This window comes from Cryobacterium sp. TMB1-7, from assembly GCF_004402435.1.
GTDB lineage: Bacteria > Actinomycetota > Actinomycetes > Actinomycetales > Microbacteriaceae > Cryobacterium > Cryobacterium zongtaii.
On the sequence record NZ_SOFZ01000019.1, the window covers coordinates 63,858 to 79,429 of the forward strand.

The following is a 15,572-nucleotide window of genomic DNA, read 5'->3' on the forward strand; positions in this document are numbered from 1 at the left end:
GACGCGCTGAACCGACAGAAGCCGCCTCCCATCAGGGAGGCGGCTTCTGCTGTGTGCCGGGGTCTGTTGCTTAGGACGGTCGGCCGACGTACGGCGCGACCTGGCCTGGCGACCAGATGCTGTGCACCCGAACGGGCTTGCCCACGTCCGGCGCCTCGAGGATCTGTCCGCCGCCGACATAAATGGCCACGTGATAGTAATTCCCCGGCGAACCCCAGAAGACGAGGTCGCCCACCTGCACCTGCGAGAACGAGACGAGCTTGCCCTGACCGGCCATGGTGTTGTACTGGTTGGTCGCCGAGTGGGTGCCGATGTAGATGCCCGCGGCTGCGTAGGCGGCCTTGGTCAGACCGGAACAGTCCCAGACGTCGGGGCCGGAGCCGCCGAGCTTGTAGGCGTCGCCGAGCTGCGCACGGGCGAAGGCGATGACGGTGCCGACGGCTGAAGCGTTGGGTGCGGCCGGGGCGGACTCGACGGGCGGCGGCGCCGGAACAGCGGGAGCAGGAGCAGCGGGAGCAGGGGCGGCGGGAGCCGGAGCAGCGGGAGCCGGAGCAGCGGGAGCTGGAGCCGCGGGAGCCGCCGGAGCCGCAGCGGCCGGAGCATCGGGTGCGGAAGCGGCCGGCGGATTGTTCTTGACGGCGGCCGCAGCGACGGCCTGGGCCTTGGCCAGCGCGGCGGCGGATGCGGCGGCGTCCAGCCCGGTTTGGTACTCGCGCTCCACGTCGGCGGTGGTGTCCTTCAGCAGGGCCAGCTGTTCGTAAAGCTCCGACGACTTCTTCAGCTCGACGTCGAGCGCGGCCTGGGCGCCCAGCGCGGCGTCGCTGGCCGATTCGTACTTCTCCTTGGACTCGGCGCTGAGACGCTTGCGTTCCGCGGTGGCGGCGGCAGCCTGGGCGATGAGCGATTCCGCGGTGTTCTTGTCCTGCACGGCCTGCCGGTAGATGGTCTCGGACTGCTCGCTGAGCTTGCTGGCCGTGCCGAGCTGGCTGAGCAGGTCGTCGGCGGTATTGCCGTTGAGGAACAGGTTGAGGGAGAGGTCCTGGGCACCGGTCTTGGCCAGGTGTGCGGCAATTAAGCCGGCGCGCATCTTGGACGTGTCAGCGGCCTTCTGCGCCACCGCGGACTGCTTGTCCAGGCTCTCCTCCCGGGCCGTGGCTGCATCGAGGTCGTCCTGAGTGACCCTGTAGGCCTCCGCGGCCATCTGGGAGCCCTGCGACGCCACCGCCGACGACTCCTGCAGGCCCTTGAGCAGTCCGGTGAGGTTCTCGATTTCCTTCGCCTTGGTGGCCTCGCTCAGCTTGGCCTTGGCAACTTCGTCCCAACTCGGGTAGTCCTCGTCGGCGAAGGCCGGCACGGCCACGCCGGCCGCGGCGGTGACGGAGCCGATCATCGCTGCCGACAGCAGCGCGGCCGAGGTACGCCGCGAGCGGCGGGTGGACGTGTGCTCAGCCAAGAGGCGCTCCCCTGTCGGACATAAACGGAACGGCGTTGATCCGGTTGCCGCCGCTGAACACCTCGAAGTGCAGGTGGCAACCGGTGGAGGCGCCGGTGGTGCCGGAGCTGGCGATGTTCTGGCCGACCGAGACCTGCTGGCCGACCGAGACGAAGATGCCACCATCGCGGATGTGGGCGTAGCCGGTCATGATGCCGTTGCCGTGGCTGATCTGGACGAAGTTACCGTAGGTGCCCTTGCGGCCCGCGTATTCGACGGTTCCCGATGCTGCCGCGTAGATCGGAGCGCTGCAGCCGGTGCCGATGTCGGTGCCGTAGTGGAAACCGCCGCTGCAGCCGCCGCTGCCGCAGAGGACGGCGCGGGCGCCATAGCCGTCGGTGATGCGTCCGCCGGCGGGAACACCCCAACCCTGGCTGCCGACCTGGCCGCCGCTGAGGCCTGCGCCGGGAGATCCGGTTGAGCCGCCGGACGAGGGGGCCGGTCGGGAGGCCGCGGCGCGTGCGGCTTCGGCCGCGATGGCGGCGAGGCGCGCCTTTTCGGCTTCCGCGGCGATCCGGGCCCGTTCTGCGACGCCGGCCTCGTAACCCGCGGTGGTGGTGGCCTGGGCGTCCTGCATGAACTGCAGTTGCTGCTCGAGGATCACGCTCTGCGCTTCGGAGTCGGCCAGCGCACCGGCTGCGGCGTCCGCCGCCTCCTGGGCAGCCACCATGGCGGCTTCGGCCTCGATTCGGAGGGCCTCGCGCTCGGCCTGGGCCACAGCGGCCTGGTCGCCCAGGGCCTGAGCGGTGTTGTTGGCGGTCTGGGCCTGGTCGTAGACGTCGGTGCTGCGTTCGACGAGTTTGCTCATGCTGCCGAGCTTGGACAGCAGCTCGTCGGCGCCCGCGCCGCTCTTCTGCCCGTCGATGAAGAGGTTGACGCTGAGGTCAGTGCCGCCGGTGCGGTACAGCTGCGCGGCAAGCTGACCGGCCTGGGTGGTCGCGGCGTCCGCCTCGGTCTTGCTGGTGTCGGCCTGAGCCTGCAGGTCGCCGGCGCGACGGCTGGCGTCGTCAAACTTCTCCTGGGCGGTCTGGAGCTCGACTCCACGCGCCTCGGCTTCCGCCTGGGTGCGTTCCACCTCGGTCTGCAGGCCGGCGATGAGGTTCTGGATCTCGGTGACCTGGGCGGCGGCAGCATTGGTGTTGGACTTGGCGGCCAGCACGTCTGGCCAGCTCGGGTAGTCCACGGCCATGGCCGGGCTGATCGGGCTGGCGAGCGTCACCGCGAGGGTCAGGGCGGCGGCGAAGCCGGTCACGCCCATCGTCGCCCGGCGAACGCCGATGCGCCCGCGTCGGGGCTGCTGCCGGTTCGGCCGCAGCCGGCTGAGGCCGGCGTTGACTCCGCGGCTGATCACGGTGGCCGTGCGCTTCATAACTCCCCGATCGGGCTCGTGCTTTGTCACATTTGTCACTGTGGTAACTCTCGTCACAATAACAAACCCCGCTGAGTGGCCAGGGTTCGAATAAAACCTAACCCCCGGGTGCTCCGGTTTGCCGCCCATTCGTGGGCGCGGTGAAAAGCGACACGCCGAGCTGAGAATCGGGTCGGATTCGGGTTCTGACCCGGAATCACGCGGCGAACGGACCCGCAATCCGGCGCCACGCGCACCGGACGCTGGGGCCGATTTGAACTATCGCTCTGCCAACACTTATGATTATGCGTCGGAAGTCATCAGCTTCCGAAGAGCAAGGCCCCATCGTTTAGCGGCCTAGGACGGCGCCCTTTCACGGCGTTAACACGGGTTCGAATCCCGTTGGGGCTACGGATACTGTAGGTTGTACACGGCACGAAAAGTAAGACAGTTCCACAGCACGACAGCACAAGAATCACCGCACGAAATGCACAAAAGTTTGGCCCTGTAGCGCAGTTGGTTAGCGCGCCGCCCTGTCACGGCGGAGGTCGCCGGTTCAAGTCCGGTCAGGGTCGCCAAGGCGACAAGCCCTTTCGAAAGAAGGGGCTTTTCGTCCTTTCGAAGGCGTCTCTCGAGCCGCGTTCGAGGCCCTGTAGCTCAGTTGGTAGAGCGTTCGACTGAAAATCGAAAGGTCACCGGATCGACGCCGGTCGGGGCCACTTGGCCATCTGCGGGCTTCTACCGCGGGTGGCCATTTTTTATGCCCGAAAACAGGCGAGCTTCGGGTCGAGTGCCGTCCCGGCCGAGTCGAGCGGATGCGTGTCAGCCGAACTTCAGATCCAGCACCTGACCACCCGATGTCCATGTGAGCTCCGGATCCGGACCCCGGTAGTGGAAAAACCCCGACAACGCCCCCTTTGCAGCCTCCAGATCGACCACGGCCCCGCTGGGCGCGTATGCAGGCCTGAAGGAATGCGAATCTCCGTCTCATCCGTTCCTTCGATCGAACCCAGGATCCGCCACTGGTTCGTCTCCTGAGCGTTGGCTACGCAATGCACGATGAATCAGCGATTTCGTCTTCGCACGATCTGTCCGGGGCTCCTCAACACCGTTGATCAACCACACATCAGGGAGTTTCGGCTTGGCCGCACGAATCCCTTGTCTTGCAATATCTCCCACCATGACCCCAAGAGCATTGGCTAGTACTAGCACCAGCCATAGGCCGGACCAAGGCCGCGGGAGTTGGGAAAGAAAAACGGACTCCACCACAACGAGAACGATGAACACAAGCATCACGTTGCGATCACGAACGAGACTTCGAACCATGCCGCCTCCGACGAGACCCGCAATGACTACGACGAAGATCTCCAAGCCGTAAAGGCCGTTGAGTGTTTGAAGCACGGCCCAATAAATGCCTACAGCAAAAAGTATTGAAACACCGAGTTTTATCGATGCGTCCCGAACAACACGTTGACGCCGCTGCGATTTACTCATGCCGTGAGAGCTTCCTTCGCTAATGTGTCGTCAGACGCGTCGACTCAGCTTCGATTCCTACCACCCATTCCGGACCGAAAGACGAGGCCCTCGGATTGGCGAGAAAATCGGTCAATGCCGTTTCAACCGAGGCTAGGTCATGAACCAACCGCGCCGGCATGAACCCCTGTACGTCTCCCATCGGAACTTCCACCGACTCATCCGCGACGCCCGCAGATTGCAGCACCGCCCAGGAATTCTCGTCGGTCGAATCAGCATTCCGATGACAGACCATTCCCTGTCCCACTCCACCGGCCACTTCAAAACGAGCGGAACCATGATCAACGGACAGCCGCCCGGATTTCTTGCCGTCCAAGGAACGCAGCGCGGCTATGGCCGCCGACCGGACAGCCCCCATCGTCGCGAACCCTTCCGCATCCACGGTCCAGGGCGCAGCCGCCTGAACTGTGCGATTCGCTACAGCACGCCCCCATGCCACTCCCGCAAGCGTCCCCGCAAAAAACCCGCCGAACCACGCGTATCCAGACGAACCCAGAAGCACGGAGACTGCGACAAACAAAACGAGAACGACAGAACCGATCCACGGCCGCGGGACACCAAATCTCGTTAGCCAGGCGCCGACGCCCAGTCCCGCGAGCATTGCTCCGACCTCAAGAAGCACTCGCTCCCTCGGCACGAACACCATACCCGCGATCGTCGCCAGCAAGACCACCCCGCTGAGGATGAGCGCGCCTTTCCAGGACCGCCGCCGATTTGTTCTCACAACATCCAACTCTCTGCGCTTGCTTGTCACCAGCCGAGACGGGAACCGTAAAAGCTAGCCGAACTTCAGATCAAGTGCGGCATCTCCTGACGTCCAGGCAAGCTCCGGGTCAGGGCCCCGGTAATGGAAGAAGCCGCGTAAAGCCCTGCCTGCAGTTTCGAGATCGACCACAGCACCGCTGGGCGCATGCGCAGCTCCCGAGGGTATTCGGATCTCGGTTTCCTCATTGCCGTCAACCGAACCGAGCATCCGCCACTCCCTTTCCTCCCGGAAATTTGCTACGCAATGCACGATGAATCCCGTCGCCGGACTTCCCATGGCCTCGAACAACCCCTCGTTGCGCTCCACAAAGAAACGTCCCGCCCTCGCACTATCCCAGGACGAAAGCAACTGTTGCAATTCCCGTCTTACGGTAGTACGTCCCTTTGGAGCATCCTCATCTCCTGTGCCAGCAATCGCGCCCTCATTCATCACGGTGAGGCCCCTGCCCCTCGCTCGACTCAGGTCATTCCACCAGCCGATAACTCTGCACTTCTGGAGCTCCGCGCAAGACGTGCTTCATGATGACCCGGCCGTACCAGCCGATGTCGAACTCGTACTCGGCGCCGACTTGAAAAGAGGACGCTAGCTCTTGTTGCTCGTCGGAAGTCACACCTCTGGAAATTCCCAGGGGGCCGCAGTTCGACGTCAGGATAAGAACCGCGGGCGTCGACACCGACCCTCTCGAACCGCCCGATGCTGTCTTCGGCTCTGCCGACACCACCACACAGCGCACGCTTTCAACAGCAATCGTGTTCCACACCGGGCTGAACAACACACCCACAGCAACCACGACCGTAAGTAGGAAAACTACCCAGGATAACGACCTGACAATTCGCTTAGCGACCTTCGGTCTTACAGGATTACGCGTTGCCGGCATTTCCTTGTTCACCTTTTCCATTACCAGCCACGCACATGGAGGCCCGTTTACGGACCGGAAGCCCCGCCCGCGACTCCCTGAATGGCACCATTCATGAGTTTCACATACGACGCGACACCCGGTGGCAACCTACTAGACAACGCTCCCCGGCCGTAACCGCAGCCCAGGTCATTCCACCAGCCGATAACCCTGCACCGCCTGGATTTCGTGGAGGACATCTTTCATGATGACCCGGGAATACCAACCAATGTCGAACTCATACTCGGCACCGACTTCGAAGGAGGACGCAAGCTCCTGCCTGCCATCGAACGTCACTCCGCTCGAGATCACCAGGGGACCGCAGTTCGACGTCTCGATGAGCACCTCGGGCGTCGACGCCGACCCTCTCGATCCGCCCGACGCCGTCCTCGGCTCTGCCGACACCACCACACAGCGCACGTTCTCAACAGCAATCGAGTCCAACACCGGGCTGAACAGCACACCCCCGACAACCACAACCATAAGAAGGAAACCTACCCAGGACAACCACTCGGCTCTTGGCTTCTTCGTCGTCTTTGCTGTTACAGGGTTACCCGTTGTCGGCATTTCTCTGTTCACCTGTTGCCGGCAGCGCTCGGAATTGGTCCGTGGGGAACGAGTGCGGCGGCCGATGTGTTCAACCGACAACGTCCTGTGGGTCGACTGCAGGGTGGACGGGCCAGTGGCCGGTGGCGTCGCGGATCTCGATGGCGCGCAGCAGCGGCGTCATGTCGTAGATATTGGTGTTCAGGTTGAGCTTTACCCCCTTTGTGGACCTGATGTATACAAACGGAGGCATCGCGCTGTAACGGTCGATGTCGGTGTAGGTGATGACACGTTCCTTGCCGAGCATGGTGCGGAACGCAACCTCGTAGTCGCGTGGAGCAACGTAAAAGTTCCGGTACATCAGCAGAAACCCGGTTCCGCCCAGGAGCATTGCCACCGAAGTAATGTACTGACCCAGTGCATCTCCGTCGGCAAAACTGGCGAAGATAGTCATGAGGGCTCCCACGATCACAACGAGCCAGCCGACGATCGGAATGAACTTCACCATTCGGCGCCGATCGGGATGTTCCTTGGACCGGTTGGGGTGCTTTCGTGCCCACCACCGAACGGCCACGATAAGTAGTACGGCAAACGCGATGATGACGAACTTCAAACCGGTTTCAGCGGACATGTCTGTTGTCTTTCGTGTGCATCATAAGTGGTGAATCGATGGAGGCTGTGCGCGGTCGTCACTTGCCCTGGGTGGCTATTCCGCATTGGTGACGGGGAGTTTGTGTGCTGGCGGTCACGCGGGTGCCGTCATCTACACGAAAGGGAAAAATGGGAAACAGTCACCGCTCCCGCAGCCAGCCGTGGCCGGCAGCACCGCGCCGGCGACATTGCCGAGTTCGTCAAAGACCGCTCAAGACGCATGAGTATCAGCCGAATTTCAGATCCAGCACCTGATCACCCGATGTCCAGGTGAGCTCCGGATCCGGCCCCCGATGATGGAAGAATCCCAACAATGCCGCCTTTGCAGTCTCCAGGTCGACCACAACGCCGCTGGGCGCATATGCAGGGCCTGAGGGAATCGAAATCTCGGTCTCAGCCTTTCCGACGATGGAACCGAGAATCCGCCACTCGCCCTCTTCCTGCCGATGTGCTGCACAGTGCACGATGAAACCGGTCACCGGGTTACCCATCGCCTCGAACAATCCGTCCTTGCGTTCAACACGGAAACACCCTGACTTCGCGCTGTCCCACAAAGAGAGGGCATCCAATGAAGCTGTCTTCGCACTCTCCGTCCGTTGCTCCTGAGCACCATTGATCACCCACACATCACGCAGTACCTTTGGCCGACTCTCACGCAATCCTTCGCTGACGGTGTTGCCGACCATCACGCCGATGGCGTTGGCTGGTATCAGAACCGGCCAGATCCTGGACCAGGGTTCAGGAGACTGAGAAAGAAGCGCGCACTCCGCAATAACTAGGACGAAGAGAACAACCGCCACCAAGTTTTCGCGAACGAAAGCTCGGACTGAACCGCCCCCTACAAGGCCAAGGACAATCAAGGCGGCGATCTCCACACCTTTGGAACCGTTAGTCAGGGAAAAGAGGACGAAAAAGGTCCCTAATGCAAACACCAGTGCCGTGGCCAGGAGAGCCCAGGTCCCTCGAACAAAGCGAGAAAGCGGCGACGAATTCTGCATATCTCTCATATCCTCAATCACCTACAAGCAGGAAGTTCGCGAGATCGAATCCGCCCCCAAGGGAAGTTCCTACAGCTGCCGAGCGCACTAGTGCAGTTCCGTTCACGCCGCCGCGAAGTCCCGACAACGTGCTGGCGTTGGTCCGAGCCGCCTGGGCCAGGGTACTCGACGGAGAAGGGCCGCCGGGGACATGAGTCAGAGCGCCGCCAGTAAAAGCAGACAACGCCACGTCTCCAATCTGAAGCTGTTCCCCGGATATCGCCCTATCCGCAGCAATTCCAGCTACGCCACCGCCGCTTCCAATGGCAGTCATTATCAACCGTGCTGGCGCTCGGGCAATAAGTCCTGCAGCGGGCGAATTCGCTGCGAAACCAGCGGCTTTGGCCAGAGTTCCGCCCGCCGGTCCCGCTAAACCCCCAACAGCTCCGCTCACGCCGCCGCCAACCATGGCACCAGCGAGACCTCGCCAGTCCTGGACGCCTCCGTTCTTGGCAGCGTAGATGACCCCACCGCCAACTGCACCCGCGGCTCCGTTGACAGCTGCGTTGATAGCGACGTATCCACCCAATCTGGTTACGCTCGACGCGGCAGCCATTGTGATGCGAGCAGCAGCGACGCCAGCCCCTCCCAGAGCGCCAGCGGCACCGCCCGCAAGGGCTTCCACGCCCACTTGTCCCCAATTCACGGCACCGTTCGCTGCTTTCTGGGAAATCGTCGATATGCCCCCACTCGCCAATGCCCCGGATACTGCACCAATCAGCACCATGCCAGCCGGGCCGCCCACCCCAGTGCACATCAGCGCAACTCCGGCAGCGATCGCTAACCCACCGGCAACGTATTCCCAGTGGCTCCCAGCCGCCTGATCGTGGGCCTCGAGATCCGCGTCAGTAAGGGGGCGCAGCCCGGCGGGGTCGGTGGTGTTCAGCGGGTTGTTGCCAGCGTAGGCGTAGGGGTTGCCGTCCCAGCCCGCACCCAGGATCGGGGACAGGGGGTCGGTGGAAAGGAAACCACGGCTGGCCGGATCGTAGGCGCGCGCGCCGAGCCACTCCAGTCCCGCGATGTCCAGGCCGCCGTTGCCGGTCAGGGTGATCCCGGCCGGCAACAGTCCGGCCAACCCGGCAGAACCAGCACCGGGCGTGCCTCCGGGTGCCGGGTCCGGGATGGTCGGTGCGCCGATAACAGCCCACGGGTCGGTCTGATCGGTCGGGCGGGCCGCACGCCAGCCCGGCGCCATCCACGCGTCCCCGAACCCGGTGACACCGCCCGGTAACGACAAAACCTGCCCGTCGCCGATACCGGCCAGCACCGGGAACGGGCTGGCGGTGTCCCACCACAGCTCCGTGCCGTCAACGCCAGCCAGCTCACCCAGGGCATCCACCCGCAGCTCATGCCGGGACATCGCCAGCCCGTCGGGCGTGCGATCCGTGGTGCTGTTCAGGTGACCGGTGGGTCCCCAGGCGTATTCGGTCCAGGATCCGTCGGCCCCGATCAGCCGGGTCCGGCGACCCAACCCGTCATGCACATACTCCGTCCGAGACCCGTCCGGTTCCGTCACCGACACCAACTGTCCCGCGGTGTCGTACTCGTAGGTTCGGGAACCGCCCGGGGCGGATTCCTGCACCAGACGCCCGCCGGCGTCATACACCCACTCCGACACCACAGCCGGAACGGACGTATCCTGCTCCCCGTTCCGGGTTGTGGCCGCCGAGACCATCTGCCCGGCACCGTCGTAGCCGTACCGGGTCACCGCCCCAGCCCGGGCCAGCCCGGTGATGCGGCCGTCGCCGTCCCGACCGAGCAGTGTCACATCAGCCGTGCCCGGGTCAGAACGGTCCGCACGACTGTGCTCGGCCAGACTTCCGTACCGGTATACCCACTCCTGCACCAGCTCGCCGGCCGTGGCAGAGAGGATGCGCCCCGAACGGTCGTGCGTGAAAGTGGCCTCGCCGAGGGCGGGGTTACTCACGGCGGTCACCCGGCCGGCAGCATCCCGGCGATACGTGGTGGTAGTGCCGTGCGCGTCGGTGAACGCAGTCCGGTTGCCATCGGCGTCGTACGCCCAGGACAACCCGCGGGGCCCGCGGGTGCGGGAGGTCAGCCGCCCGCACCGGTCAAAGCCCAGCTCGTGCTCCACAGCCAGGCCCTCACCGCCCAAAGAGTCGGAAATCACCACACGGCGGCGGAGCCGGTCGCGCTGAATCGAGGCGAGGAGTCTCCCGTCCACCGAGGTGGTCGTTTCCTGCCCGGCGGCGTCGTAGGTCCAGCTGGTGACCTGACCGTCCGGGTCGGTCTGGGACAGTTGCCGCCCGGCGGGGTCGTAGGTCGCGGTGGTGACCCGGCCGAGGGGGTCGGTGACCGCGTCGACCTGGTCGGTGGCCGTGTAGGCGCGGGTCGTCACCCCGCCGAGGGGGTCGGTGACCCGCACCAGGCGCCCGCGCACGTCGTACTCGAACCGGGTGCGCCCGCCCACCCCGTTGACGGTGCCGGTCAGTTCCCCCGCGGTGTTGTACGTGAACCGGCGGGTCCCGTACCAGGTGTCTTGGGAAAAGCTCAGCCGCCCGGCTTTGTCGTACCCGTACCGGGACACACCCTGGCCGGGGCTCCGGCGCGACAGGAGCCGCCCGCAGGAGTCGTACTCGAAGGTCTCGACCTCGCCCGTGGGCAGGGTGCGCGCACTGACCCGCTGGTCGGCGTCGTAGGTGAGTTCGGTGACCGCGCCGAGCGGGTCGGTGGTTTTCCAGGGCCGGCCGCATCCGTCGTACTCGTACTGCGTGAGCGCGCCGGCGGGGGAGGTGATCGAGGTGATCTTCCCGGCCACGTCCCGGCCGAGCACCGTCAGGCCGCCCTCACCATCGACCAGTTCCACCGGGTTGCCGGCCGGGTCATAGGAGATGAGTTCTGCGGAGCCGTCTTCACCTTGCACCCGGGTGGGGCGGCCGTAGGTGTCAAAGCTGTAGGTGGCGCTCCCGAACGCGTCTGCCAGGGTGGCCGTGCCCGACTGCCGGTCCGTGGTGGCGTCCGTGCGCACGCCGGTGGGGTCGATGACGGCGCTCAGCGCACCGACCTGGTCGTACTCCCGCGCCCAGTCGTGGCCGGCGGGGTCGGTGATCCCCACGAGCCGGGACAGCGTGTCGTGCACGAAGCCCCACCGGGCGCCGTCGGGCAGCACGGCGGCGGTGACGTTGCCGAGTTCGTCGAAGACCCGCTCGATGCTGCGGCCCAGGGGGTCGATGGTGCGCACCAGCTCACCGTTGCCGGCGTATTCGAGTTCGGTGCGTCCGCCGTCCGGGGCGATGGATGCTGTCGTGCGCCCGGCCGGGTCGTGTTCAAACGTCCAGACGGCGCCGTCGGGATCTTCCCGCCGAACCAGCAGCCCCGCACTGTCGTAACTGAAGCGGGTCTGCACCCCGGAGGGGGTGATGGCCGCCACCGGCCGGCCGGCCGGGTCGCGGACGATCCTCGCGACGTCTCCGACTGCGTTGCGGGTGGCGACGAGGTCACCGAAGTCGTCGTAGTCAAAGCTGACGGTGACCCCTGCCGGGTCCAGCACCCGGGCCAGTTGCCCGTTCCGCCACACCAGCTCGGTGCGCCCGCCCAGCGCATCCAGAATCACCGAGGGGTCCCGGGTCACCGCGTCGGCATACTCGAAGGAAACGACCGAACCGGTTTCGGTGACCAGGGTATCGATGCGGTCGTGGTCGTCCCAGCCGTAGGTGAGGTCGGCGCCTTCCGGGGTGACGGTGCGGGTTCGCCGGCCCCGCCCGTCGTAGCCGTGCACCGTGACGGTTCCGTCGCGCTCGGTGAAGGAGACCAGGTTTCCGTGGCCGTCATACGCCATCGACTGCCGGTGGTCGTGGGAATCAAGCACCCCGACCAGGCGGCCCTTCGCGTCGGCGATCCACGAGTTGGAGCGGGTACCGTCCTCATCCGAGACCACGGTGACCCGGCCCGGCAGGTACGCGAATCGGCTTCGGCGCCCGTGCTGGGTGACCTGGAGCACAACCCTGCCGTGCGCGTCATAAGTGTTCTCCGCTTCGAGAACCCCCGCGCACGAGAAGACCGCCTCAATCAGGCCCTGCTCGTTCCACCGGCTGCTCACAGCAGCACAAACCACCGGCGTTGCTTAGACCGCTTGACTTTGCCCGACGGGTTGGGTGCTTTTCTCACGGTTCGCGGATGTATGCCACGATGTGGGCATGAAACGCTCCGCTTCCGCGCATCTCGAACTCGTTGCACACGGGCCCGCTGAGCTGGTTCTGTCCGTCGCCGTCGCCGCGGACGCGAGCGCCACGGAGCTGCTCGCCATCGTGCAAAACAACACCGCGCTCACCTACCGGGACGTCCTCGACGCGCACGGCACCCGGCTCCAGCTCGTCTCGGTACAGGCCGGCCGGATCGACATCGACTACACGGTCGAGGTGTCGGGCGAATCCGGGCCCGCAGAGGTGTCCGACATCGACCTCGTGCGTTACCTCCGGCCCAGCCGCTATATCGAATCCGACCATCTCTGGCCCACCGCGCACGCCGAGTTCCGCGGGCTCACCGGCACCGACCTGCTCAACGCGATCACCTCCTGGGTGGGCACGCACCTGAGTTACGTGCCCGGCGCCAGCCTGCCCACGGATGGTGCGGTGCGCACCCTGCTGTCCCGGCAGGGCGTCTGCCGCGACTACGCCCACCTCGTCATAGCCTTCCTGCGCGCGCACGACGTGCCGGCCCGCCTGGTGTCGGCCTACGCTCCCGGCCTGTCACCGATGGACTTCCACGCCGTGGCCGAGGCGTATCTCGACGGCGCCTGGCAGGTCGTCGACGCCACCGGGCTCGCTCCGCGCCAGTCGCTTCTGCGCATCGCCACCGGCCGGGACGCCGCAGACACCGCCTTCCTCTCCTCGGCGGGCGCCGCAATTGCGCTGAACGTGCTCACCGTCACCGCCGTCGCCGACGTGCTGCCGCGGGACGACGTCACCAGGCTGGCCCGGCTGGCCTAGACGCCACCCCTGGAGTGGTTACAGCGGGGCCGGAAGGCACGCGCTATGGTCCCTGCAGCGCACAACAGACCTGAGAATAACTCACTCGTACCTGTCGCCCCTGTCAGGCCGATGACAGCACGAGCCTCCGCGGCATCCGGCTCCCAACTTGCAAGGGATACTCGTGACGACTGACGCCGGCGCCGTGAGGGCGCTATGGATAGCACCGTCCGCGGACGTCGACCCCCGCGCGGTGCTCGGCGCCGGCAGCACGGTGGCGGACCGCGCCCAGGTCCGCGAATTCGCCCGGGTCGGCCCCGGATGCACGGTCGGGTACGCCGCGTACCTCGGGCCTGGCGTCATCCTCGGACGCCAGTGCACAGTGCAGGATTTCGCCCTTCTCTACGAACCGACCCTGCTGGAGGAACGGGTGCACGTCGGACCAGGGGCCGTGTTCACCAACGACAGGTTCCCCCGAGCCGTTTCGCCGATCGGCCGCCTCAAGACCACGGCGGACTGGGACCTCGTCGGTGTCACCGTGCGCACCGGGGCATCCATCGGCGCCAACACGGTCTGCGTCGCACCCCTCACCATCGGGCGCTGGGCCGTGGTGGCCGACGGCTCCGTGGTGACCGCCGACGTGCCCGAGTACGCCCTGATGGACGGGATTCCGGCCAGGAGGGTGCACTGGGTGGGACAGAGCGGCGCCCGCCTGGATCGCGTCGGCCCCGACCTTTTCAGATGCCCGGTGACCGGCGCGCTCTACGGCGAACACAACGGCGCCCTCCGCCCACTCGGAATTGCCCCCCGATAAGGTCACAGCGACACCTTCCCAGCCCGGCTATGGTCACGTCGTGAGGACCTGGGCGTGCGCCAGGTCTCGTCAAGAGTCCGTCTCCGGCTTGCGCTATTGCCGGCGTCGGGCTCTGTCCGAGCTGCACCTGTACACCCGACATGCAGGGATGGAACGTGAAAAGAAGTACTTTGCGGCGACCCCTCCGTGCGGCCGGCTGCCCCGCAGCCTCCCACCGCCCCGCGAAAGGTCGACGCTCGTGATACCCGCACCGGAGACGGCCGGGCACCCCCTCATCGAAGCGACCGCCGACGTGGACCCCACCGCGGAGGTCGGCGCTGAGACACGCGTGTGGCACCTCGCCCAGGTGCGCGAAAATGCCTCCGTCGGCAGCGGCTGCATCCTCGGGCGTGGCTCGTACATCGGACCCGGCGTCATTCTCGGACGCAACTGCAAGGTACAGAACTACGCACTGATCTACGAACCGGCGGTCCTGGAAGACGGCGTCTTCGTCGGTCCCGCCGTGGTGTTCACCAACGACATGTTTCCGCGGGCCGTCAACCCCGATTTGAGCATCAAAATGGCAGAGGACTGGCATCCGGTGGGTGTGCACGTCGGCACGGGCGCGTCCATCGGTGCGCGGGCCGTCTGCATCGGACCGGTCAGCATCGGCCGTTGGGCGCTCGTCGCGGCCGGCGCCGTGGTGACGAAGGATGTCCCGGACTACGCCATCGTCGCCGGCGTACCGGCCAGACGCATCGGCTGGGTCGGTCGGTCGGGGATCCCGCTGCGGAGAGCTGAGGACGGCCGGCTGACCTGCCCGGCCACCGGTGAGCACTTTTACGAACGTGACGGCGTCCTCCTGGCAGAACGTGAGTCCGGATGAACAAGCGTCAGCTCGGGCTCACCGCGCTCGCCCTCACCGTGGCAGTGGCGACGGCCGGCATGATCGTGGCCCAGCTGCTGCCGGCAGCCGACCGGATTCGCTCGGTGGCGGAATCCACACCGTCGGCCACGGCGCCACCGACAGCCGCCGAGAGCGGCGCCCCCACGCCCACGTCGACCGCGCGGATCGACGAGACGGTGCCGCCTGCTCCAGAGAGACCGCAGGCCGACCCCGCACCCGACACCGATACGGAGGCGGGCCCCCGCACCTCAACCGAAGTGCTCCCGCCCGGGCAGGTCGACGTCACCCTGCCACCGTCGAAGCCCCGGTCCGCGCTCGTCTCGCTGCCACTCCCCCCAACCGTGAACTCCCTCGGCGACGTTGTACACGGGTTCCCCACCGATGTCATGCCGGGGATCCCGAACTCACTCGTCGACAACAGCTCGGTGGCGACGCAGGGCGACCGTCTGCAGGCCGCGTTCAAGGCAAGGACCACACTCGGCACCGACGACGTCCTCACGTTTTACCGGCACCATTTCGCGCCCCTGGGACTCCTTGAAACCCCGGCGACCACGACCGAACGCGGGACAACGCTCAGTTTCGCCCGCGACGACGATTCGGTGACCCTGTCGGTCACCGCCGTCGCCGGCGGATCCAGCTACGTGCTCTTCGGCGTTTTCACGGCGCAGGGTTGACG

Annotated in this window: 14 protein-coding genes and 3 tRNA genes; 7 read left to right on the plus strand and 10 right to left on the minus strand. The window is 65.7% G+C overall.

Translation table 11 applies throughout. From position 1 onward, the window contains the following. Positions 1 to 70 precede the first annotated feature (70 nt). Together E3O60_RS06830 and E3O60_RS06835 are read right to left on the minus strand one after the other, a co-directional pair. Positions 71 to 1,453 (minus strand): NlpC/P60 family protein, encoded by a 1,383-nt coding sequence (locus E3O60_RS06830; RefSeq protein ID WP_241979894.1) that lies wholly within the window; start codon positions 1,451 to 1,453, stop codon positions 71 to 73. Further along, entirely contained in the window at positions 1,446 to 2,891 is a 1,446-nt protein-coding gene (locus E3O60_RS06835) for a peptidoglycan DD-metalloendopeptidase family protein (RefSeq protein ID WP_134407811.1), read from the minus strand. Before E3O60_RS06835 ends, E3O60_RS06830 begins: the two co-directional genes overlap by 8 nt. Positions 2,892 to 3,178: 287 nt before the next feature. Here E3O60_RS06835 and E3O60_RS06840 point away from each other — a divergent pair. The 3 genes from E3O60_RS06840 to E3O60_RS06850 all read left to right on the plus strand — a co-directional run bounded on the left by E3O60_RS06840 (position 3,179) and on the right by E3O60_RS06850 (position 3,559). Continuing rightward, a tRNA-Glu gene (locus E3O60_RS06840) sits at positions 3,179 to 3,251 on the plus strand. A 90-nt stretch (positions 3,252 to 3,341) separates the two neighbouring features. Then, positions 3,342 to 3,418: transfer RNA gene (locus E3O60_RS06845), tRNA-Asp, on the plus strand. A 68-nt stretch (positions 3,419 to 3,486) separates the two neighbouring features. After that, positions 3,487 to 3,559, plus strand: a tRNA-Phe gene (locus E3O60_RS06850). A 268-nt stretch (positions 3,560 to 3,827) separates the two neighbouring features. On the opposite strand, the gene E3O60_RS06855 is transcribed toward E3O60_RS06850, so the two are convergent. The 8 genes from E3O60_RS06855 to E3O60_RS06890 form a co-directional block, all read right to left on the minus strand. Further along, entirely contained in the window at positions 3,828 to 4,334 is a 507-nt protein-coding gene (locus tag E3O60_RS06855) for a hypothetical protein (RefSeq protein ID WP_134480943.1), read from the minus strand. A gap of 19 nt (positions 4,335 to 4,353) precedes the next feature. Beyond that, entirely contained in the window at positions 4,354 to 5,127 is a 774-nt protein-coding gene (locus E3O60_RS06860) for a hypothetical protein (RefSeq protein ID WP_241983688.1), read from the minus strand. Positions 5,128 to 5,151: 24 nt separating this feature from the next. Beyond that, the gene (locus E3O60_RS06865) at positions 5,152 to 5,571 is read right to left on the minus strand and encodes a hypothetical protein (RefSeq protein WP_134497581.1); all 420 of its coding nucleotides are present in this window, start codon (positions 5,569 to 5,571) and stop codon (positions 5,152 to 5,154) included. A gap of 31 nt (positions 5,572 to 5,602) precedes the next feature. Next, on the minus strand, positions 5,603 to 6,037 hold the full coding sequence (locus E3O60_RS06870; RefSeq protein WP_134497583.1) for a hypothetical protein: 435 nt from the start codon (positions 6,035 to 6,037) through the stop codon (positions 5,603 to 5,605). Positions 6,038 to 6,184: 147 nt separating this feature from the next. Beyond that, on the minus strand, positions 6,185 to 6,517 hold the full coding sequence (locus E3O60_RS06875; RefSeq protein ID WP_088457323.1) for a hypothetical protein: 333 nt from the start codon (positions 6,515 to 6,517) through the stop codon (positions 6,185 to 6,187). A 154-nt stretch (positions 6,518 to 6,671) separates the two neighbouring features. Further along, a complete protein-coding gene (locus tag E3O60_RS06880; protein WP_240632273.1) occupies positions 6,672 to 7,211 on the minus strand; it encodes a hypothetical protein in 540 nt (179 codons plus the stop codon). Positions 7,212 to 7,458: 247 nt separating this feature from the next. After that, complete coding sequence (locus E3O60_RS06885; RefSeq protein ID WP_134407806.1) at positions 7,459 to 8,229, minus strand: hypothetical protein; 771 nt, start codon at positions 8,227 to 8,229, stop codon at positions 7,459 to 7,461. 13 nt (positions 8,230 to 8,242) lie between these two features. Continuing rightward, complete coding sequence (locus tag E3O60_RS06890) at positions 8,243 to 12,328, minus strand: RHS repeat-associated core domain-containing protein (RefSeq protein ID WP_206750851.1); 4,086 nt, start codon at positions 12,326 to 12,328, stop codon at positions 8,243 to 8,245. Between the two features lie 97 nt (positions 12,329 to 12,425). On the opposite strand from E3O60_RS06890, the gene E3O60_RS06895 reads away from it, so the two are divergent. From E3O60_RS06895 to E3O60_RS06910, 4 genes are all read left to right on the plus strand, one after another. Continuing rightward, entirely contained in the window at positions 12,426 to 13,217 is a 792-nt protein-coding gene (locus E3O60_RS06895) for a transglutaminase family protein (protein WP_134497587.1), read from the plus strand. A 163-nt stretch (positions 13,218 to 13,380) separates the two neighbouring features. Then, the gene (locus E3O60_RS06900) at positions 13,381 to 14,010 is read left to right on the plus strand and encodes an acyltransferase (RefSeq protein WP_241993219.1); all 630 of its coding nucleotides are present in this window, start codon (positions 13,381 to 13,383) and stop codon (positions 14,008 to 14,010) included. 241 nt (positions 14,011 to 14,251) lie between these two features. Next, positions 14,252 to 14,875: an acyltransferase gene (locus tag E3O60_RS06905; RefSeq protein WP_241993222.1), complete on the plus strand. Its 624-nt coding sequence runs from the start codon at positions 14,252 to 14,254 to the stop codon at positions 14,873 to 14,875. Continuing rightward, positions 14,872 to 15,570: a hypothetical protein gene (locus tag E3O60_RS06910; protein WP_134480950.1), complete on the plus strand. Its 699-nt coding sequence runs from the start codon at positions 14,872 to 14,874 to the stop codon at positions 15,568 to 15,570. Before E3O60_RS06905 ends, E3O60_RS06910 begins: the two co-directional genes overlap by 4 nt. The last annotated feature ends 2 nt before the right edge of the window (positions 15,571 to 15,572 follow it).

Bases quoted from the DNA above. Each gene is read 5' to 3' on its own strand.
- E3O60_RS06855 (WP_134480943.1), bottom strand. From the start codon at position 4,334: ATGAGTAAATCGCAGCGGCGTCAACGTGTTGTTCGGGACGCATCGATA.
- E3O60_RS06870 (WP_134497583.1), bottom strand. From the start codon at position 6,037: ATGGAAAAGGTGAACAAGGAAATGCCGGCAACGCGTAATCCTGTAAGA.
- E3O60_RS06875 (WP_088457323.1), bottom strand. From the start codon at position 6,517: ATGGTTGTGGTTGTCGGGGGTGTGCTGTTCAGCCCGGTGTTGGACTCG.
- E3O60_RS06880 (WP_240632273.1), bottom strand. From the start codon at position 7,211: ATGTCCGCTGAAACCGGTTTGAAGTTCGTCATCATCGCGTTTGCCGTA.
- E3O60_RS06885 (WP_134407806.1), bottom strand. From the start codon at position 8,229: ATGCAGAATTCGTCGCCGCTTTCTCGCTTTGTTCGAGGGACCTGGGCT.
- E3O60_RS06895 (WP_134497587.1), top strand. From the start codon at position 12,426: ATGAAACGCTCCGCTTCCGCGCATCTCGAACTCGTTGCACACGGGCCC.
- E3O60_RS06910 (WP_134480950.1), top strand. From the start codon at position 14,872: ATGAACAAGCGTCAGCTCGGGCTCACCGCGCTCGCCCTCACCGTGGCA.